The sequence below is a fragment of the Methylobacterium haplocladii genome (assembly GCF_007992175.1).
GTDB classification, from domain to species: Bacteria; Pseudomonadota; Alphaproteobacteria; order Rhizobiales; family Beijerinckiaceae; genus Methylobacterium; species Methylobacterium haplocladii.
Genome location: NZ_BJZT01000031.1, coordinates 53,603 through 72,847, shown reverse-complemented (window position 1 = coordinate 72,847; position 19,245 = coordinate 53,603). Strand labels below are relative to the sequence as shown.

The following is a 19,245-nucleotide window of genomic DNA, read 5'->3' as shown; positions in this document are numbered from 1 at the left end:
TTCGAGCCGGCGAAAAATCGACCGGGCGAGGCTGGCGTCTCAGATCTGAGAAGCCTCGAACACGCGGACCGAACCCGCTATCGTGGCGAGACTCGGGACTGGCGGTGCGCAAGCAGCCTGAGGCGACGGGAGAGTTCTGATGGCGTCTGCGATCACGATGTCCCACGCAGCCGCGCCGGCAAGCGATCATCGCAGCGCCGCCCGCCGGCGAATTCTCCTTTTCGCCGTGGCCATGTCCGCTATCGGACTGGGCACGGTCATCGGGCCGGGCACAGCATTCTTGATCGTCGATCCGGATCTCGTGCGGCTGCTCCACTTCATGGCCGTCTTGAAGGGCGCCTTCGCCTTGCTCGCGTTCGGGATCAGCTACTGGCGGCTCGAAAGGCCGGCCGCCCTTTGGCGCGAGGTCGTTTACGTCGTCGGCCCGGGGCTGATGGTCGGCGGCGCGCTGTGTCTGTGGCAACTCCAGTCGGCCGGCCTCGCCGCCGCAGGCCTTCACATCGGATTGTTCGCGTTGCTCGCTGCCGCCCTCACCGATGGCGCGTTCATTCCGAGGCTGGTTCGGCCCGCAGCGTAAGGCCCCCTCCCCTTCTCAAGGTGCGCCGTCAAACGCCGGGCGGGCGCGAGGAGGATCAACGCCGCATCGACGAAGGCATCCGTCCAGGCATCGAGCGGGCGTCGGCGCGGACGCCACCTCGATCTCCGGGGTCGCGACGGATCGGGAAGCGGCGGGATGTGCAGGAAGATCGCCGGACATCCTTCCGCCAACACCCGGTAGTAGCTGGCATTGCAGAGGTACCGCCCCGCGTCGCGCGACGCGATGGCGCCGACCGTTCTCAAGGGAACGAGGATCCGGGTAGCCTCCGCGCTTCTGCGCCCGGACGGTCCGCCCCGGTCGAGTGTCAGGTCGCGCGCGACGGCGCCCGAAGCGTCGGGAAACAACCGGCTCGCGCGATTGCTCGCTCTGGACTCCACGCGGATGCGGGTGGCGCGTCGTGCGACGCCGATCATCAGCACGGCGTCGGGCCGCTGAGCCAGCGCGGGCTCGAGCGCCTCTGGGATTGCGGCATAGGATGTCTTCAGGATCAGCAGCGTCGGCGCCGTCCCGATTGTTCGGCGCAGCCGCGGCGAGGCGGCGATCCGCCGGGCCAGCGTCGCGCTCGGATTGATCGGCATGCCCGGAAACGGGCCGAACCCGGTGACGAGCAGGCGCGGCAGCCTCAAAGACCGATCAATTCGGAGATCGCCTGCGCGCCGGCCGCCGGCGAATGCTCGCCGCTCGCCACCGACTTCTCGGCTTCGGCCGTCGCCTTGCGCACCTCGACGCTGCCGGTGAGCTTCTGGTGCAGGCGCTCGTGGACCAGAGCCCACATCCACTTCACATCCTGCTTCTTGCGGCGCTCGACGATCTCACCCGTGGCGGTGAGCTTCTGGCGATGATCCTCGATCTTCGACCAGAGATCGTCGAGGCCTTTGCCGTGGAGCCCGGAGATGGTGATGACGGGGGGCGACCACGTGGCGGAGGCCGGCGTCAGGATGTGGAGCGCGCCGCGGTAATCCTGTGCGGCGGCCTTGGCACGCCTCTCGTTCTCACCGTCGTCGGCCTTGTTGACCGCGATCATGTCGGCAAGCTCCAGGATCCCCTTCTTGATGCCCTGAAGCTCGTCGCCGGCTCCCGGCAACATCAGGACGAGGAAGAAGTCGGTGAGGTCGGCCACCGCCGTCTCGGATTGGCCGACGCCGACCGTTTCCACCAGGATCACGTCGAAGCCCGCCGCCTCGCAGAGCAGCATGGTCTCACGGGTCTTGGCCGCGACGCCGCCGAGGGTACCGGACGAGGGCGAAGGCCGGATGAAGGCGTTCCGGTCCTGCGCGAGCTGCGCCATCCGGGTCTTGTCGCCGAGGATCGAGCCGCCGGTGCGGGTCGAGGACGGATCGACCGCGAGCACCGCAACCTTGTGGCCGGCCTTGGTCAGCTGGCTGCCGAGCATGTCGATCGTCGTCGACTTGCCGACGCCGGGCACGCCTGTGATGCCGACGCGGATCGCCTTGCCGGTCTCGGGCAGCACCGCGTCGATCAGATCGCGCACCGCGGCGCGGTGATCGGGCCGCCGGGACTCGGCGAGGGTAATGGCGCGAGCGAGTGCCGCGCGGTCTCCCCTGAGCAGCCGCTCGCGGATGTTGTCCATGTCGGGAAGGATAGGCGCCATGGCGCTCTTCATGCCGGGCGCACGGCCGTTCGTCGAGGGGGCACGCCGGCCCGATGTGGCCGTTCGGGCACGGAGATGGCGTCGGGGACACGATCGCCGCCGATTGCCTCGTCATGGCCAAGATCGTCCCGCAGACGATCGGTGAGAAGCTGGGCGCGGTCGCGTCTGCCCGGCAAAAGGACATCGCACGATGAGGTGGCATAGCTTGCGACCGACGAGAGCCGAGGCGGATGCGCCGACACGGCGCTCCGTGGTGCGGATCGCCGCCCTGTTCGGAGCTGCGGCGGTCACGCCCGGCCTGTCCGGCTGCATCGCCGACGGCCTGTCCACCGGCACAGTCGGCGCGGGTGCGCGGGACCAATCCGCCCTCGACGTCAGTCCGGTGCTGCTCGTCGCCACGACGCGCAAGGCCGTGAACGGCGGTACGAAATCTCCGTTTTTCGGCTCGGAGCGTGGCCGCGGCCTGAGCTTCGCCGAGGTGCGCATCTCCGCACCCGATCGCTCGTTCGTCGGCAAGGTCTCGGCCGTCGTCAACGGCGATTGGGCCATCAAGTCCATTCCGCAGGTCGAGACCGGCGCCAACGCGGCGGCGGCCTTCTCGCAGGCCGCTTTCGGCCGAGACGTGCTGATCTATGTCCACGGCTACCGCGAGAGCTTCGAATCGTCGGCCGTCAGCGCCGCGATGCTCTCGGACGGCATCCGCTTCCGCGGGGCCTCGGCGCTGTTCACGTGGCCTTCGGCCGCGGCGACCTTCGATTACGGCTACGACCGTGAGAGCGCGATGTGGTCGCGCGACGCCTTCGAGGATCTGCTGAAGGCGCTCGCTGCCTCGCCCTCGGGCGGTCGCATCAACATCGTCGCGCATTCCATGGGCACGCTGCTCACGCTCGAGACCCTGCGGATGCTGCGGGCGGAAGCGGGCGAGGCCGCGATGGCGCGGATCGGCGCGGTGGTGCTCGCCGCCCCCGATATCGACATCGATCTGTTCACGAACGCCGTCGAGCGGATGGGGCCGGACGTCCACAAGATCACCGTGATCTCCTCGACAAACGACCGGGCGCTCGAACTCTCGGGCGTGCTCGCCGGCGGAACGCGCGCGGGCGCCGCCGACCGCGACCGTCTGGAAGCCCTCGGCGTCCGCGTCGCCGACGCCTCCGACTACGGCGGCGGCCTGATCAACCACGACCTCTTTCTCTCGAACCCCGAGGTGCAGGGCGTGGTCAAGCGCGCGATCTCGCGGGGCAGCGGGGCCTGAGCCGCGGCGCCTACTCGCCGGCGGATCGCCGGACGGCGTGTTCGGTGCCCTGCGATTTCGGGGGGTGACTCCGGGCCGGCGCCGTGGTTTGCCCGCGGCGGGCGCGGCCGGCGCCCGGCACGGAGCGCACTGAGCATGTTCACTCTCGAGATCGACGGCAAGGCGATCGCGGTCATCAATGCCGACGAAGAGACGGCGCGCGACCTGTTCACCTGCGACGGCTTCAAGGAAGACATCGGCACGATGAAGAGCGCGGGCACCCCGCTCTGGAACGGCACCTCCGAGTTGCGCATTCGCGCCTCGACCGAGGACGAGACCGACGAGTTCGAGCAGGCTTTGTCCGAGGACGACGGCAGCGGTGACTTCGAGGCCGATGCGCACCATCAGGATGCCGATGCGAAGGCTCCCGAGACGGATGCGGATGAGGCAGACGACGAGGACGAGGAAGAAGACGAGGCCGACATCGTCTTCCTGGTCGAACTCGACGACGACGACCAGGATCACCTGGACGCCTGAACGAAAAACGGCCCCCGCTCGGGGGCCGTTTCTTTTTTGCGGCGGGCGTTCCTTAAAGCACCACGACCTTGGCGCCGACATTGACCCGGCTGAACAGGTCGATGGCGTCCTGGTTGATCATGCGGATGCAGCCGGACGAGACGCTCTTCCCGATCGATTGCGGCTCGGTGGTGCCGTGGATGCGGAACAGCGTGTCCTTGTTGTTCTGCCAGAGATACATGGCGCGCGCGCCAAGCGGATTGCCCGAGCCGCCGGGGACGCCGACGCCGCTCTGGAGCTTCGAGACCTGACCCTTCAGGTCCGGCCGGCGCTCGATCATCTCCTTCGGCGGATACCAATCCGGCCAAGCCTGCTTCGAATTGACCGTCGCGGCACCCGACCAGGAAAAACCCTGCTTGCCCACACCGACGCCGTAGCGCCGCGCCCGGCCGTTCGGCAGGACGAGATAGAGGAAATGGGCCCGCGGATCGACGACGATGGTGCCGGGAGCCTCGTTCGTCCGGTAATCGACCTCGGCCCGCAGGAAGGTCTGATTGAACTTCTTGTAGGGGATCGGGGGCACCGCGAACGGCTCGCCCTCGACGGGTCCGTAGGCTCGGGCGTAGTCGACCGGACCGTTGTCGATCGGCCGCTCCGGCACCGGATAGCCGGCCTGCTTCGGCGCCGGCCGCGCCTCGACGGCCGGTGCATCCTGGGGCGGCGGCTCGCCATAGCGCTCGGCCCGGCGGCGGGCATAGTCGTCGGCGTCGAAGGCGGCGCTCGGATCGTCCACGGGGCGGCCGTTCACGACGGGGCCGCTATACGGAACGTATTGCCCGGCGCGCTTGCGGTAGAGCTGCCCGTTCTGATCCTTGTAGAGGCGGCCGTCGTCGTAGCCGCCGGCCGTCTGCGCGAGCGCGGGACCGGTCAGGCCCATCAGCGCGAGACTCGAAGCGGCGCCGACGAGAAGCTTGCGGCGGTTCGGAGCGGTAGTCGGTTTGAACATCGGGTTGCTCGACGAAAACGATTGCGGCGACGATCGGGACCTCGCGGGCCGTCGATTCCCACGCTGGGGACGGTCGTCAGCTCAGCCCGCCTGATAGCAAGAAATCCTGTTCCCGTGCTGCAACAGCCGGGCTTTATCCGCCAGCCTGCGAATGGTCGCGATGCGGCGAAATCAGTCAAAGCCGGCAAACTGCCCACATCGGCGTGTCTCTTTTGTCAGCATGTGGCGAAAGTGTGGATGTGCACAGCAACTCACAGGCGAAGGTGATTGAAAAGGCGCGCGTCCCGACGACATGAAATCGTGGCCGTATCGCCGACCTGGGAAAGCCTCCCGTGCCCGATTTTTCTCGTCATCGTCTCCGTACTCTCATGGCGCTCGCGATCGGCGTGACCTGCCTGTCCGGGGTGCCGGCGGAGGCGGCCGGACGGCCACAGGCGAAGGCCGCCCGTCACATCGCGAAGGCGCCTCGAACGACGCCCGCCAAAGCGGCGCGCACCGCCACTCCGTCCCTCGAAGCCAAAGCCACCGAGCTCCAGACGGCCTCCACGACACCGACGGGCGTCTGGACCTCCGGCGAGCAGGAGCGCGCCTGCTTCCGCGGGCGGCGCAAGCTCTGGCAGCCCGGTGAGGGCTGGGTGGTAAAGAAGGTGAACCTCTGCCCGTAGGCGGCGCCTTCGCTGCCGAACGCGGCATTCGCACAAAAACGAAGCGAAGCTGCCTTCGAAACGGCCATGCTCGTTCGTGAGGCAGCTCGATGAACCATGGTTGAGCCGCCAATCGGCGGCGCATCGGCGAGCTAGTGGTCCAAATCTGACGCTTGGTACCCGCCAGCGAAGTCCGCAACGGGTGGAAAGCAGACTCTCAATGAGGGAGAAGCCACGTTGAAAACGATTTATGCTATAGCGGCCGCTCCGATTGTTATAAACATATCTTTGTCGTTGATTGCGGCTCATTTTCTTGGTGATACTAATCAAATACCAATGCACTGGAATACAAATTGGCAAGTTAATTTATATGCGCCAAAATTCATTGGATTGTCGATCATACCGTTATTTAGTATATTCGCGTTAGTGTCTTTTTTATTATCCAGCCATCACAAGAGGGAAGTCCAACAGATTCGTGACGTGGCAATCCTTGGCCTTATAATGGTATCCAGCCACGTTTTTCATCTCTATCTGATTAAGCAGTGGTTTGCTGCGCAATCAAGCTGAACGTCTGAGTTGGGTCGGAAGCAGCCCCTCGCGGCGGGTACCAAGCGTTAGATTTCGACCACTAGCATGCGGTGGCTTTGCCCGTAGCGCGTCGCGAATGGACGTCCTCGGCCACACTCGCTCTTCCGGCTTCATCTGGCACAGTTGCTGCTTTGCGTTGGCGCGCTGCCCGCTTTGGCTTGGCGGCACGTGGGGCAACGGCGCCCCGCATGCGGACGGCGACGAGGCCGGACTTCGCATGACCGGCCCTTCCTCACAACAGGCGGGCCGCGTCCCAGTGACGAGCCGAGAGACGAGCACCAGCATGGCCAGCTTCAAGACCGTGATGAAATCCGGTCACCCCCCGACCCTGTTCGCCGCGTTCCTGTATTTCGATTTCTGCTTCGCGATCTGGGTGCTGAACGGGGCGATGGGCCCGTTCATCACCGAGACCTACAAGCTCACGCCGGCCCAGACCGGCTTCATGATCTCGCTGCCGATCCTGGCCGGTGCGATCATGCGCTTTCCCCTCGGCATCCTTGCCCAGTATATCGGCCGCAAGAACGCCGCGATCACCGAGATGAGCGTCATCATCCTGGCGATGATCTACGGCTTCTTCTTCGTGTCGAGCTACAACGACGTGCTGGCCATGGGCGTGCTGCTCGGCATCGCCGGCGCCTCCTTCGGTGTCGCGCTGTCGCTCGGCTCGGGCTGGTTCCCGCCGGAGCACAAGGGACTGGCCATGGGCATCGCCGGTGCCGGCAATTCGGGCACGGTGCTCGCCGTGCTGTTCGCGCCGCCGCTGGCCCAGGCCTATGGCTGGCAGGCCGTCTACGGGTTTGCCGGTGCGGTGATGGTGATCCCGCTGATCGTCATGATCATTCTCGCCAAGGAGCCGCCGGACAGCGAGCACCAGTCCTTCAAGGAGCACATCTCCTGCCTGTTCACGAAGGACGGCTGGGCCTTCTCGCTGATCTACGTCATCACCTTCGGCGGCTTCATCGGCCTGTCGAACTTCCTGCCGACCTTCTTCTACGAGCAATTCGCCGTGACCAAGGTCGAGGCCGGGCGGCTGACCATGCTCGCGGCCTTCATGGGCTCGGGCATCCGCATCGTCGGCGGCTACTTCGCCGACCGGATCGGCGGCATCGCGGTGCTGTCGGTGGTGCTGCTCGCAGCGATCGGATCGTTCCTGGCGCTGACCTCGACGCCGTCTCTCGCGGTGACCACGATCCTATTCATGCTCTGCTTCGCGGCGCTCGGGGCCGGAAACGGCGCGCTGTTCCAGCTGGTGCCCCTGCGTTACCCGACCAACACGGCCGTGTCGGGCTCGATGATCGGTGAGATCGGCGCGCTCGGCGGCGCCATCCTGCCGAACGTGATGGGCTTCTCGAAGCAATATACCGGCGCCTTCGCCACGGGCTTCGTGGTCTATGCGGTCTTCGCCGCGGTGGTGCTCGGCTGCCTGTTCCTCTGGCAGAAGAAATGGGTCGGCGCCTGGGTCGGCCCGCGCGGCAAGGTCATCGACCCGACCCCGGCACAGCTTCAGGCAGCCGGCAGGCTGGAGCCGATCGCGGCCTGAACCCGACACGCATCGACGGATCGGCGGGGGCCTCGCGGCCCTCGTTTCCGTTCGCGGTCACTCCGTTCCGGCCGAGACCGTCGCGAAGGTGAGGAGGTCGACCTGTCGCGCGCCGCCCCTCAGCAGAGCGCGGGACGCAGCATTGCCGGTGGCGCCGGTCGTCGTGACATCATCGATCAGGACAACGTGCCGTCCGGCGAGCCGGGATCGCGCCGACTCCGGCACCCGGAATGCCCCCTGGAGATTTGTTGCGCGCTGCGTACGCGTGAGCCCGACCTGCGGCCGGGTGCGCTTCACCCGCGTCAGCGCTCGAACGTCACACGGCACTCCAGAAACGCGCGCGACCTCGCGGGCGAGAAGCGCTGCCTGGTTGAAGCGTCGTCGCCAGAGGCGGAACGCATGGAGCGGCACGGGCACGACGAGATCGGCGTCCGCGATCAGCTCGGCTCCCGAAGACGTCATCATCCGCGCCATGGCGCGGCCGAGATCCAGCCGGTCGCCGTAGTTCAGCCGATGGACGAGATCCCGCGCGGTGCCGTCGTAGAGGGCCACGGCGCGGGCTCGTTGATAGACCGGTGGGTCGGCGATGGCGCGCGGGCTGAGCAAGGCGCCGACACCGAGATCCAGTGCGAAGGGCGTACCGAGTCGTTCGCAGAACGGCCGCTCGATCAGCCGGAGGCCGGACCAGCAGGCGGAACAGAGGGCGTGGGGCTGGGCGGTCGCGCCACCGCAGCCGATGCAGGTCGGTGGATAGACGAGCCCGAGCGCGGCGCCGAATGCCGCGCGCAGGCCGCCCGAAACGGCGCCGATCGGCAGCGGCGTCAACGCGACGGTTGTTGCTGCTGCGCCCGATCCTTCTTGTTGGCGTAGTGACGCCCGACCATGCAGCCGCCGGCCGCGCCGATGACCCCATGTCCGGCGGCATGTCCGGCGAGACCGCCGACGATCGCACCCTTGATGCAGCCCTTCGCTTCGGCGGCGGCGCTGAAGCCGGTGACGGTCAGGGCCAAAGCGGCGACGGTGAGCAAGCGTTTCATGAAACTCTCCAAGCCATGAGGCGGAGCAGGAACGGCGGCGGCAGGCTTCGGTTCCGCGCTCTCGGATTGGTGATCGCCCGAGCAGCATGACACTCGGCCCTGGCGGCCGGCTCGCGCCGGCCCCATCTCGGACGCCAGATGAGCGCGCCCGTCCCACTGTTCGATACGGCCCTGGTCCGGCAGCGGCTCGCCCGCGCGCACCGCGCCGGCTACGCCGACTTCCTCCTGGCGCGGGCCGTCGAGGATCTCGACGAGCGGCTCGGGGCGGTTCTGCGCCGTTTCCCCCTTGCTCTCGACCTCGGCACACCGAGCCCCCTTGCCGCGGCGTGGTTGCGTGCGGGCGGCTACGTCGATGCGGTGGTGCGTCTGAGCCAGATGCCGGAAGCGCTCGAACACCTATCGGTCATCGGCGATCCGGAGGTTCTGCCGTTCGGAAGCGACAAAACATTCGATCTCGCGGTATCCCTGCTGGCGCTCCATGCCGTGAACGACCTGCCGGGCGCGCTGGTGCAGGTGCGGCGCGCGCTGAAGCCCGACGGACTGTTCGTCGGCTGCCTCCTCGGCGGTGCGACCCTCACGGAGCTGCGGCAGGCCTTCCAGCATGCCGAGAGCGAGATGGAAGGCGGCCTCTCGCCGCGCGTCGCGCCCTTCGCCGAGGTCCGCGATCTCGGCGGCCTGCTGCAGCGGGCCGGTTTCAGCCTGCCGGTCGCCGATTCCGAACGCGTGACCGTGCGCTACGCCGATCCGTTCGCGCTGATGCGTGACCTGCGCGCCATGGGCCTGACCAACGCCCTGACCGAGCGCCGACGTACGCCGCTGCGCCGGGCGACGCTGCTGCGAGCGGCCGAAATCTATGCCGAGCGCTTTTCCGACCCTGACGGCCGACTGCGCGCGACCTTCGAGATGATCTGGCTTTCCGGCTGGACCCCGCACGAGAGCCAGCAGAAGCCGCTCAAGCCCGGCAGCGCCAAGAGCCGCCTCGCCGACGCTCTGGGCACACCCGAGTACATCGTCGACGGCACCGAAGGACAGTTGCGATGAAACAGCCCGGCCCGGATCATCCGATCACCATCACGCCGCACGCGACGCGCGTCCGGATCGTCGTCGACGGCACGGTCGTCGCGGAAACGACGCGGGCTCTGGCGCTGAAGGAAGCGCGCTACCCGGCCGTCTTCTACATTCCGCGGGCGGACGTGAATTGGGCGCTCTTCATCCGGAACCCGCGCGTGACCCACTGCCCCTACAAGGGCGACGCCAGCTACTACGACCTCACCATCGACGGCGCGACGAAGGCGGCTGCGGTCTGGAGCTACGAGGCGCCCTTCCCGGCGGTCGCAGCGATCAAGGATCACCTCGCCTTCTATCCGGACAAGGTCGACGCGATCGAAGAGATGCCCGCGTAGGACGGCTCACACGTCGTCGACGTAGTCCCAGAAGCCGGACTTGCGTCGGTGAGCCTTGCGCAGGGAGGCCTCATAGGCTGCGTGGCCGGGCGTCAAGTCGCCCGGCTCCAGCCGTGCGGCGAGATCCTCGAGGGCGGCGAGGTGCCGTGCGCCATGGCCGTAGGCCCTGTGTCGGGAGCGATCGAGGATGTCGTCGAGGAGCGCCCGGTGGAGCAGGCTCGCGGCCAGCGGATGATCGTGCTCCAGTGCCTCCGCTGCCGGCGCGAGCCATTGCCAGAACCGGCCCTCCCACTCCGTCCTCCGCGCCATGACGAGCTTCGCGGCGCGGTCGAGTTGTGGCCATCCGACCAGGAAGAACAAGGCGCCGTGGGGATCCTTCTGCGCCGAAGCATAGGCGAAAGCCCGCTCCAGCGCGTCCTCGTCCTCGAAATCGGGAAGCTTGGCGAGGTAGTCCCGCAGCGCCTGCGGGTCGAGGACGCGCTCGAAGCGCGACCAGCGCAGCGCTTGCGCCTCGCCGTGTTGCCCGAGTGCATCGAGGACCTGGATCTCGATGCATTCACGACGCCAACCCGGCTCGCCGGCCTCGCTCGTCTCGCCGACGTGACCGTACGGATAGGGCCGGCGGATCCAGTCGAGCGCTTCCCCCGCCCTGCCCGCCGCGAGAAGACGCTCGGCGATCGCGATCGCGTCGGGCGGTTCCCGCGTATCCCGGCTCTCGATTGCGATGAAGGCGTCGACGTCGCCGCGCGCATCTGCAATCGCCTCACGCAGCCGCGAGAGGCGCAGTCGCTCCATGCGGATCGCGTAGGCGGGACCGAAATCGTAGGGATTGGCCTTCGCCCGATCCTCCGCCGTCGGCTCCCGGATTGCGGCGAGCGCCGCAACGAGTTGGGCATCGAGAGCGCCGAGGGCCTCCGCGGGCAAAACGGCCACGATGTCCTGCAGCAATCCGTCGAGCAGGCCGAAGCTCTCGCCCACGATCATCGGAACGAGGTTTTCCGCGACGCGCGCGACCTGTGTCGGCGGGAGCGCCCTCACGATCTCGACGGCGGCGCGCACCGCGTCGTCGTAAAGGCCCTCGATCCGGCCGGCGGAGTCCTCAGCCCGCTCCAGGGTGGCGTTGGCACCATCGAGGAAACGCACGAGGCGATCCAGCGCCATGCCGGCATCGAGGGGCCTGAGGTCGGAAACGATGGTCGCAAGCATCGCATCGAGGTCGGCGACGAAGGTCCTGGACTTCCGCCAATCGATGAAGCCGCGGGCCTTTTCGAGCGCCGCGAGCCGCCGGTCGATCAAGGCGGCGACGGCATCCGGCCCCTGCAATCCGGCGAGCGCTGCGCTCACACGCTTCTTGAAGGCGGGGTTCTGGCCGGTCTCGTCGAGGACCAGCCGTATCAGCGTGGCCGCATCGAGGGCGGCGAGCGTCTCGCGTGTCGGCGTGGTGGATTTCGAGGCACGCTTGGCCGGCGCTCTGGGCTTGGAGGCAGCGCTATCCCGTGCCGCTTTGCGTCCCATACCCCCCTCCCCTTCCAGGCGGCGCCGCATCAATGCGCGAGATTGGTCTCCACCAGCACCGTGTCCGTCTCGAACTCGGCAGCATGCTCGGTACCGGGCGGAAAGTGGAAGACGCTCCCCGCAGCGAAGCCGACGCGTCCCCGATCGGTCTCCAGCGTGCCGGAGCCCGAGAGAACCTGCACGAACTGCTCGAAGCCGTGGCTGTGTTTCGGCGCATGCGTGCCCGCCGGAATCATCACCTGAACGAGGGTGACCGCCGTGCCCGGCATCGCGCGCTTGCGCACGCCGTTCGGCGAAACGCTCTCTTCAATCTCGGACCAGTTTCGACAGTGTGTGCTCATCGGATTGCCGTGTCTCCTTCGATCGCTGGGGGATACGCAGCCGAGGCAGAGGCCGATCCCGCAGAGTCGGGGACGGGTCCGTCAGGGTCCGAGCAGATCCACCAGAAACGGGATCAGCGGCGCATCGGCCGGGGGCATCGGCATGTCGCGAAGCGCGCCCGGCCGCACCCATTTCAGGGCCTGCCCTTCCATCGATCGCGGCGTGCCCTGCCAGCGGCGGCATATGTAGAGCGGCATCAGCAGGTGAAAATCCGGATAGGCGTGGCTCGCGAAGGTCAACGGCGCGAGGCACGGCTCCTCGACCGTGATGCCGAGTTCCTCGGTGAGCTCGCGGATCAGGGTCTCCTCCGGCCGCTCGCCGGGCTCGACCTTGCCGCCGGGAAATTCCCAGAGGCCGGCGAGCTGCTTGCCCGGCGGCCGCTGCGCCAGCAGCACACGGCCGTCGGGATCGACCAGTGCGACGGCGACGACGAGCAGCAGCCGCATCGGCGTCGGTGCGCTCACGGCAGGATCGCGAAGACCGCCTCGACCTCGGCGCTGGACTCGATGCTGCCCGCCTCGACCGGCACCGCGGCACGGCCGCGCGGCGCGGCGGACTTCGCCATGGCGGCATAGGGCATCGGCCGCGCACCCTCGGCACGGGGCGGGGACGTGATCGAGATGGCGGACCCGAGCTTCACGCCGGCCGCCTCGGCCAGCCGCTCGGCCTGGGCGCGCGCATCCCTCATCGCGGCGACCTGCACGGAGGACTGGACCGCCGCCGGGTCGCGCAGGCCGAAGCTGACGCCGTCGATCCGGTTCGAACCGGCATCGAGCGCCCGGCGCATCAGCTCGCCGAGCTTCGGCATGTCGCCGAGGCGCACCACCACCCGGTTCGCGGCGGCATAGCCGTCGGCCTGTTCGCGTACGCTGCCGTCGGGCTGGCGGATCTGCCGCGTCACCGGCTGCAGGGTGATCGAGGACGTGCCAATATCGGCCTCCGGCACGCCGATCTCCTTCGCGGTGGCTATGATGCCGCGGGCGGCATTGCTTGCCGCGTCGAGGGCAGCGGCAGGCGTCGCGCCCTTCGACTGCACGCCGATCTCGACCGCTGCGAAGTCCGGTGGTGTCTCGACCTGCGCGCGGCCGATCACGCTGATCCGACCGCCCTTGTCGTCGTCATCCGCCAGCGCGGGAACGCAGAGCGCGAGAGCGAGAAGGGCGGCGAGTGCGGCAGTGGCGGCCCTCACGAGCGGTAGTCCCCGTTGATGGCGACGTATTCCTTGGTCAGGTCGCAGGTCCAGATCCGCGCTTTGCCCTGCCCAAGGCCGATCTCGACCTTCAACGTGATCTCCGGCTCGCGCATCACGGCGCTGGCGGCCTCCTCGCTGTAATCGGGATCGCGAGCGCCGCGATGGGCCACCCGCACGTCGCCGAAGGAGATGGTGAGGAGGTCGCGGTCGGCCGGCTCGCCAGCCTTGCCGACGGCCATCACCACGCGACCCCAGTTCGCGTCCTCACCGGCGATCGCCGTCTTCACCAGCGGCGAGTTGGCGATGGACATGGCGATGCGGTGGGCCGAGGCGTCGCTCTCGGCACCCTCGACCTCGACCGTGACGAGCTTGCGCGCGCCCTCCCCGTCCCGGGCGACGAGCTGGGCGAGATCGATCAGCAGGTCGTCGAGGGCGGCGCGGAAGCCGGCGAGACGCGGATCGTCGGCGCTCTCGATCGGGCTGTTGCCGCCCTTACCCGTCGCGAATAGCAGCAGCGTGTCGGAGGTCGAGGTGTCGCCGTCGATGGTGACACAGTTGAAGCTCTTGTTCGTGCCTGCCGTCAGGAGCTCGGCAAGCACGGTTTGAGCCAGCGCAGCATCGGTGAAGACGAAGGAGAGCATCGTCGCCATGTCGGGGGCGATCATGCCGGCGCCCTTGGCCATGCCGTTGATCGTCACCGTGCGCCCGTCGATCTCGGCGGTGCGGGTCGCGAGCTTCGGGAAGGTGTCGGTCGTCATGATGGCACGGGCCGCCGCCTCCCAGGCGCGCGGGCCGTCGTCGGCGCGGGCGGCGCAGTCGGCGAGCACGCCCTCGAACTTGCGGGCATCGAGCGGCTCGCCGATCACGCCCGTCGATGCGATGAGAACGGCAAGCCGGTCGCACGGGGCAGCCTTGGCGGCGATGTCGGCGGTGAGCGAGACGGCCTCGCGGCCCTTCGATCCGGTGAAGGCGTTGGCGTTGCCGGAATTCACGACGAGGGCGCGTGCCGTTCCATGGCCCGCAGCCAGGACCTCTCGGCACCAGTCGACCGCCGCCGAAGGGCAGCGCGAGCGGGTGAACACGCCGGCGACCGTGGTGCCCGCCTCCAGCGAGACCCACAGCACGTCGGTGCGGCCCGCATAACGGATCCCGGCCTGGGCCGTGGCGATGCGGATCCCGGCGATGGCGGGCAATTCCGGAGTGATCCCCGGTGCCAGCGGCGAGACGGAGGTTGCCGTTGTGGAAGCCATCGATTCTCCGCTCAAAGTCCAAGCCGCTGAAACCAAACGCAGCCGCGACGTGTTGCCCCGGGTCCGCAGCAGGCGTCAACCGTCACGACGTTTCGTTGCTGCACTGCCGCATTGGCCGTCGTCGCAGTGTGGAAAGGATGAGCGTCTCGGGCTGGAACTTGAACAATCCGCGGCTGGGGCGTAGCCTATTGCAATGCAACCAAAACCGGCGACCGGACGACGAGACCGACGGGACGGATCGATGGCTGCTTCGGCTTCCAAGCGGACTGAACACATCGGAACCGCAGCTTCGGGTGCGGATGATGGCGACGTGCAGGGTGGCTGTTATGGAATTCAGGTTCTCGTAGCCGGGCGACGCAAGCACTGGCGTGACGAGGTCAGTGCCGAGATCCGGCGGGCCGGCTACAGTGCTACGACGGTCGATTGCGCCGTCGATGCGCTGACGATCCTGGCCCTCGGCCTGCCGATGGACGTGCTCGTGACCGATGCGGAATTGCTCGGCGATCTGCGTTGCGCCCGCCTCGCTGTGGAAGCACGCGTCCTGCGCCCCAATCTCGGCATCGTGTTCGCCAACGACCTCGAAGACGCAGACATCACCGATCGCGTGCCGGATGCCCTGGTGATTCCGCCGGGCGCGCAGGATGGCGTCCTGGCCGTGACGGTGCGCGAGGCGCTTCAGGCCCGGATCTGACGAGCGCCTGCGGCGCCCTGCTGCAATCGATTTCCGCTCGCTCCGCACTATTGTCGGCTTCGACAGAACGCCCTCGGAGACGGCCATGACCCTGCTGCGTCGCGATTGCCTGATCCTGCTCGGCGCGCTGGCTGCGACCGGTGCCCGTGCCGGCGAAGCGACCGCGTCCAATGCCGGCGAATTTTCCTTCGAAAAGCCGGGCGGCGGCGTCCTTCCACTCGGCGATTTTGCCGGGAAGCCGCTGCTCATCGTCAACACGGCGACGGCTTGCGGCTATGCCGGACAGCTCACCGGGCTGCAGGGTCTGTGGACCCGGTTCGGCGAACGCGGGCTGACCGTGATCGCGGTGCCCTCCCCCGATTTCGGCAATCAGGAGCCGCTGGATGGTGCCGCCATCGCGGATTCGGCCCGAAAGAATCATGGCGTCACCTTCCCGGTGGTCGACAAGACCCATGTGCGCGGGGCGACGGCCCATCCGTTCTATCGCTGGGCCGCCGCCGAGAAGCCGGGGCAGACTCCGCAATGGAACTTCCACAAGTACCTCGTCGGCCGCGACGGCTCGCTCCGAGCCGCCTTCCCGACGCCGGTGGATCCGAGCGATCCGCGGATCATCAGCGCCATCGTCGCCGAGCTGGGTTCGGCCTGATCAGCGCGTCACGGCGATCAGCCCGAGGATCAGCCCTGCCACCAGCAGGATGACCTGGACGCCGTAGGCCGAGAACCAGTCGGCCGCACTCATCGGCTCGGCCTTTCGCCAGGAATGTCCGCAGGTGGACGCAGGCGGTCGGTCGAGCGTGGCGCTGTTACCCCGCGTCGCACGGATGGTCTGCGGCGGGCGGAACCGTAAGACCGCTGTCGCTCGACCCGCGGCGGAGGCCCGGAGGGGTAGTTCGAAGCGAACGGGTTGGTGGGTAGCCCCGTGGAGTTCAGGCCGACGGTGCTGCCGGGCATAGCTCGGGCCGGTGCCGGGCTCGCTGCCAGGGCTGCGACGACGATCAGTCCCATTCGTATCGCGCGCATCCTGCGACTTTCTGCGTCTTCCGGATCTCGCAGAATGGTAGGCCGGCATCCCATATCGCGACAGTCCGGCTTGGCGCCGCAGAGGCGGCGCGCCGTCTGGGAGACGATCGATGGACCCACACCACTTCGAGCATGGCGGCAACAGCTACGAAGTGCTCTTCGAGCGGACGCCCGAGGGCTGGGTGGGCCGCATCCACTGCGAAGGCACCGACAAGGTTCAGGTGATCGGCTTTCCGGACGGACCGGGCTTCGACCCGAACGACGTCCGCGGCTCGCTGATCGCCGGCTGCGAAGCCGCGGTGGCACGCTTCCCGGGTCCGATTCCGACCCGTCACTGAGGTGACCCGCAATCGGAACCACCTCGGCCTTCGGGGGTTCGCGCCGAGACAGCTCAGGGAGACGACGATGAGCACCATCACCTACCGCGTCATCGAGCATGACGGCGGCTACGCCTACAAGGCCGGCGACACGTTCTCCGAGACGTTCGCCAGCCATGACGAGGCGTTGCGCGCGGCACGGATCGCAGCGCAGGAGCAGCAGATCCCGGGTTCGCCCGAGACCATCGAGTATCAGGACAGCCTCGGACGCCGGCATGTCGAGACGGCCGACGGCGCCGATAGGCCGGGGACGGCGGTGGACGGATAGTCGACGAGCGGCTTGACTGGCGGATCGAGGGGCGGCTTCGCCACGGTCGCGCGATGTTGCCGAAGAGCATCGCGGACCGGCTTCCAACGGGCAGGCGCTTGGTGTATTGCGGCGCCAAGGCGAATTCACCGCGCCGAATCGCTTGCCGTCAGGACGTTCCGCTCGGGAAGATCCCCGGGGTTTGGAGCGCTTGGCGGTTTTGCCCGTCGAGCAAGGCGACCCGTCGCGGTCCGCAGATCGAACAGACAAGAACCCGAAGGATCACGTCAGTTGCAGGTACTCGTTCGCGACAATAACGTCGACCAAGCGCTCCGCGTCCTCAAGAAGAAGATGCAGCGCGAAGGCATCTTCCGCGAGATGAAGCAGCGCAAGGCTTATGAGAAGCCCTCCGTGCGCAAGGCCCGCGAGAAGGCGGAAGCCGTTCGCCGCGCCCGCAAGCAGGCTCGCAAGACCGCCATCCGCGAGGGTCTGATCGCCGCTCCGAAGCCGAAGCCCCGTACGGGCGGCCCGCGCCGTCCCGGCGGTTTCCCGTCGGCCGCTCCTTCGGCCGGCGGCGCGCCGGGTGCTGCGCCCGCGACCAATCTCGCGTCCTGATTCAAAAACATCCGGTCGGGCTCCCAGCCCGGCTCGGTCGTGAGATCAGATTTCAGGGCCGGCCGCCGTGCGGCTCGGGCCTGTTTTCTTGAGCTTGGAGCGGCACCCGATCGCTTCGCGATCAGGTGCACCTCCAGGCCCTTTGTGTCGCGCGCCGTTTCGCCGAGCCGATTTCCACGTCGGCGGTGCGCGCCCTATGCGATCTTCGCGGCGATCGTCGCCCGGTCGGCCTGAACCAGCACGTCGAAAGCCCGCCACGGCTTCTGCATGAAGACGGCGCGGCGCGGCAGCGATACGTTGCGGTCGCCGGCCCGGCCCGATGTCACCACCATGCGCACCTCCGGCCAACGTTTCTCCACCGTGCGCGCCAGCGCGAGTCCATCCATCCCGCCCTGCAGGCCGACATCCGCGAACAGCAGCGCCACGTTGACGTCGGGACGCTCGAGCACCGAGAGCGCGGCCTCCGCACTAGTGCAGGCGATGACGTCGAGGTCGGTCTCTTCGAGGACTGCCGAAGCGAGGTTTCGGACCGCATCGTCGTTCTCGACCACGAGGGCGACGGGACAATCGGCTGAGTCGTGCCGGGCCATGGGATCTCCTTTTGAGCGCGCGGATCTGCCGATGCTGCAGGCAAGGTGTCGAAGCATCACGCTCGAGCGAAAGCGTAGCAGAAGCTCTCGGATACTGCTGGGCTCGGCGCTGCCGTTCGGCGAATCGATTGGGCACCTATCGTCGAATGCCGTGTGGCCTCCGGTCAACAGGCTAGTTCGTTTTCGCACCCAGCCATGCTTGCAGCGCGGTTCCTGGCAAGAGGCCGCCACCGGCGCGGGTCGATCATGATTAACGGTCCGTTCACCGTATCGATCGGACTATGAAGCTTCCGCAGCGACGGGTCGGCCAGCGGCCCGCGTCTTGCAGTCGAGTCAGTGAAGAGTTCCGGCGAGCGAATCCAGGCTCGCGCAGGAAGGGGGTTCGCGTCAGCCATGTGCCGCTTCCTCGCCTATCTCGGTGAGCCGGTCTTCCTCAACGAGCTCGTCTGCGCGCCGACGCACTCGCTCGTGCACCAGTCGCTCCACGCGACGGAGGCCAAGACCGAGACCAACGGCGACGGGTTCGGCATCGGCTGGTACGGAGAGCGCCGCGAGCCCGGCATCTACCGTGACATCTCCCCCGCCTGGTCGGACGAGAACCTCGTCAATCTCTGCTCGCAGGTGAAGGCTCGCGCCTTCTTCGCGCATGTGCGCGCCTCGACCGGCACGGCGACGACGCGCGCGAACTGCCATCCCTTCGCGCATGGCCGGCACCTGTTCATGCACAACGGCCAGATCGGTGGCTATCACCGCATCAAGCGCCGGCTCGAGGCACTGATCCCGGACGAGCTCTACGACAGCCGCCGCGGCACCACCGATTCCGAGGCGATCTTCCTGCTGGCACTCGCCAACGGGCTGGCCGAGGACCCGGTCGGCGCCATGGAGGCGACCTTCGCCACCGTGCACGACCTGATGCACGCGGCCAAGGTCACCGAGCCGCTGCGCTTCACCGCGCTCCTCACCGACGGCCGCACCCTCACCGCCTTCCGCTGGGCCTGCGATGGCCGCCCGCCGAGCCTGTATTATCGCGAATCCGAGGCCGGCATCGTCGTGGTCTCGGAGCCGATCGACGGCTGCCGCGAGGGCTGGACGATCGTGCCGAAGGGCGGCACGCTCCAGGTGACGCGCGGCAGGCCGGCGATCGTCACCAAAGGCGCGGACACCCGCCGGATCGCCGCCTGAGCTGCGT

At 67.8% G+C, this 19,245-nt stretch carries 24 protein-coding genes; 13 read left to right on the top strand and 11 right to left on the bottom strand.

What is annotated here, in order from left to right:
* The first annotated feature begins 139 nt into the window (after positions 1-139).
* Entirely contained in the window at positions 140-577 is a 438-nt protein-coding gene (locus MHA02_RS14510; RefSeq protein WP_238180158.1) for a hypothetical protein, read from the top strand.
* On the opposite strand, the gene MHA02_RS14505 is transcribed toward MHA02_RS14510, so the two are convergent.
* Positions 496-1,224, bottom strand: coding sequence for a pyroglutamyl-peptidase I (locus MHA02_RS14505; RefSeq protein ID WP_306424439.1), 729 nt, complete (start codon positions 1,222-1,224; stop codon positions 496-498). The genes MHA02_RS14510 and MHA02_RS14505 overlap by 82 nt on opposite strands.
* The gene (gene meaB / locus MHA02_RS14500; protein ID WP_147079839.1) at positions 1,221-2,210 is read right to left on the bottom strand and encodes a methylmalonyl Co-A mutase-associated GTPase MeaB; all 990 of its coding nucleotides are present in this window, start codon (positions 2,208-2,210) and stop codon (positions 1,221-1,223) included. The genes MHA02_RS14505 and meaB overlap by 4 nt, the downstream gene beginning before the upstream one ends.
* A gap of 190 nt (positions 2,211-2,400) precedes the next feature.
* On the opposite strand from meaB, the gene MHA02_RS14495 reads away from it, so the two are divergent.
* Positions 2,401-3,465 (top strand): alpha/beta hydrolase, encoded by a 1,065-nt coding sequence (locus MHA02_RS14495; RefSeq protein ID WP_147079837.1) that lies wholly within the window; start codon positions 2,401-2,403, stop codon positions 3,463-3,465.
* Between the two features lie 135 nt (positions 3,466-3,600).
* Positions 3,601-3,981, top strand: coding sequence for a hypothetical protein (locus MHA02_RS14490; RefSeq protein ID WP_147079835.1), 381 nt, complete (start codon positions 3,601-3,603; stop codon positions 3,979-3,981).
* Positions 3,982-4,033: 52 nt separating this feature from the next.
* On the opposite strand, the gene MHA02_RS14485 is transcribed toward MHA02_RS14490, so the two are convergent.
* On the bottom strand, positions 4,034-4,966 hold the full coding sequence (locus tag MHA02_RS14485; protein ID WP_147079833.1) for a L,D-transpeptidase: 933 nt from the start codon (positions 4,964-4,966) through the stop codon (positions 4,034-4,036).
* Positions 4,967-5,334: 368 nt separating this feature from the next.
* On the opposite strand from MHA02_RS14485, the gene MHA02_RS14480 reads away from it, so the two are divergent.
* Both MHA02_RS14480 and MHA02_RS14475 read left to right on the top strand, forming a co-directional pair.
* Entirely contained in the window at positions 5,335-5,631 is a 297-nt protein-coding gene (locus MHA02_RS14480) for a hypothetical protein (protein ID WP_147079831.1), read from the top strand.
* A gap of 850 nt (positions 5,632-6,481) precedes the next feature.
* Entirely contained in the window at positions 6,482-7,738 is a 1,257-nt protein-coding gene (locus tag MHA02_RS14475; RefSeq protein WP_147079829.1) for a nitrate/nitrite transporter, read from the top strand.
* Positions 7,739-7,795: 57 nt separating this feature from the next.
* Here the strand turns inward: MHA02_RS14475 and MHA02_RS14470 are convergent, their stop codons facing one another.
* The gene (locus MHA02_RS14470; protein ID WP_238180160.1) at positions 7,796-8,563 is read right to left on the bottom strand and encodes a ComF family protein; all 768 of its coding nucleotides are present in this window, start codon (positions 8,561-8,563) and stop codon (positions 7,796-7,798) included.
* A complete protein-coding gene (locus tag MHA02_RS22715) occupies positions 8,560-8,775 on the bottom strand; it encodes a hypothetical protein (protein ID WP_238180161.1) in 216 nt (71 codons plus the stop codon). The genes MHA02_RS14470 and MHA02_RS22715 overlap by 4 nt, the downstream gene beginning before the upstream one ends.
* 138 nt (positions 8,776-8,913) lie before the next feature.
* Between MHA02_RS22715 and MHA02_RS14465 the strand changes: the two genes are divergently transcribed.
* Both MHA02_RS14465 and MHA02_RS14460 read left to right on the top strand, forming a co-directional pair.
* Positions 8,914-9,816 (top strand): methyltransferase domain-containing protein, encoded by a 903-nt coding sequence (locus MHA02_RS14465; protein ID WP_147079826.1) that lies wholly within the window; start codon positions 8,914-8,916, stop codon positions 9,814-9,816.
* Positions 9,813-10,178 carry a DUF427 domain-containing protein gene (locus MHA02_RS14460; protein ID WP_147079824.1) on the top strand — a complete coding sequence of 122 codons (366 nt, stop codon included), beginning with the start codon at positions 9,813-9,815 and terminating at the stop codon, positions 10,176-10,178. Before MHA02_RS14465 ends, MHA02_RS14460 begins: the two co-directional genes overlap by 4 nt.
* A gap of 6 nt (positions 10,179-10,184) precedes the next feature.
* Here the strand turns inward: MHA02_RS14460 and MHA02_RS14455 are convergent, their stop codons facing one another.
* The 5 genes from MHA02_RS14455 to argJ form a co-directional block, all read right to left on the bottom strand.
* The gene (locus MHA02_RS14455) at positions 10,185-11,693 is read right to left on the bottom strand and encodes a DUF6880 family protein (RefSeq protein WP_147079823.1); all 1,509 of its coding nucleotides are present in this window, start codon (positions 11,691-11,693) and stop codon (positions 10,185-10,187) included.
* Between the two features lie 29 nt (positions 11,694-11,722).
* Positions 11,723-12,034, bottom strand: a complete 312-nt coding sequence (locus MHA02_RS14450) for a cupin domain-containing protein (RefSeq protein ID WP_147079821.1) — start codon at positions 12,032-12,034, stop codon at positions 11,723-11,725.
* 81 nt (positions 12,035-12,115) lie between these two features.
* Positions 12,116-12,520, bottom strand: a complete 405-nt coding sequence (locus tag MHA02_RS14445) for a (deoxy)nucleoside triphosphate pyrophosphohydrolase (RefSeq protein WP_147079852.1) — start codon at positions 12,518-12,520, stop codon at positions 12,116-12,118.
* Between the two features lie 14 nt (positions 12,521-12,534).
* Entirely contained in the window at positions 12,535-13,263 is a 729-nt protein-coding gene (locus tag MHA02_RS14440) for an SIMPL domain-containing protein (RefSeq protein ID WP_147079819.1), read from the bottom strand.
* Positions 13,260-14,516, bottom strand: a complete 1,257-nt coding sequence (argJ, locus tag MHA02_RS14435) for a bifunctional glutamate N-acetyltransferase/amino-acid acetyltransferase ArgJ (RefSeq protein ID WP_147079817.1) — start codon at positions 14,514-14,516, stop codon at positions 13,260-13,262. The genes MHA02_RS14440 and argJ overlap by 4 nt, the downstream gene beginning before the upstream one ends.
* A 310-nt stretch (positions 14,517-14,826) precedes the next feature.
* Between argJ and MHA02_RS14430 the strand changes: the two genes are divergently transcribed.
* The 5 genes from MHA02_RS14430 (at position 14,827) to rpsU (ending at position 17,466) form a co-directional block, all read left to right on the top strand.
* Entirely contained in the window at positions 14,827-15,207 is a 381-nt protein-coding gene (locus MHA02_RS14430; protein ID WP_147079815.1) for a response regulator, read from the top strand.
* 85 nt (positions 15,208-15,292) lie between these two features.
* Positions 15,293-15,853, top strand: a complete 561-nt coding sequence (locus MHA02_RS14425; protein ID WP_147079813.1) for a glutathione peroxidase — start codon at positions 15,293-15,295, stop codon at positions 15,851-15,853.
* A gap of 484 nt (positions 15,854-16,337) precedes the next feature.
* Positions 16,338-16,565, top strand: coding sequence for a hypothetical protein (locus tag MHA02_RS14420; RefSeq protein ID WP_147079811.1), 228 nt, complete (start codon positions 16,338-16,340; stop codon positions 16,563-16,565).
* A 67-nt stretch (positions 16,566-16,632) separates the two neighbouring features.
* Complete coding sequence (locus MHA02_RS14415; RefSeq protein ID WP_147079809.1) at positions 16,633-16,872, top strand: DUF2188 domain-containing protein; 240 nt, start codon at positions 16,633-16,635, stop codon at positions 16,870-16,872.
* A 270-nt stretch (positions 16,873-17,142) separates the two neighbouring features.
* Positions 17,143-17,466, top strand: coding sequence for a 30S ribosomal protein S21 (rpsU, locus tag MHA02_RS14410; protein WP_147079807.1), 324 nt, complete (start codon positions 17,143-17,145; stop codon positions 17,464-17,466).
* A 194-nt stretch (positions 17,467-17,660) separates the two neighbouring features.
* Here the strand turns inward: rpsU and MHA02_RS14405 are convergent, their stop codons facing one another.
* A complete protein-coding gene (locus MHA02_RS14405; protein WP_147079805.1) occupies positions 17,661-18,056 on the bottom strand; it encodes a response regulator in 396 nt (131 codons plus the stop codon).
* A 393-nt stretch (positions 18,057-18,449) separates the two neighbouring features.
* On the opposite strand from MHA02_RS14405, the gene MHA02_RS14400 reads away from it, so the two are divergent.
* Positions 18,450-19,238: a class II glutamine amidotransferase gene (locus MHA02_RS14400; protein WP_147079803.1), complete on the top strand. Its 789-nt coding sequence runs from the start codon at positions 18,450-18,452 to the stop codon at positions 19,236-19,238.
* The last annotated feature ends 7 nt before the right edge of the window (positions 19,239-19,245 follow it).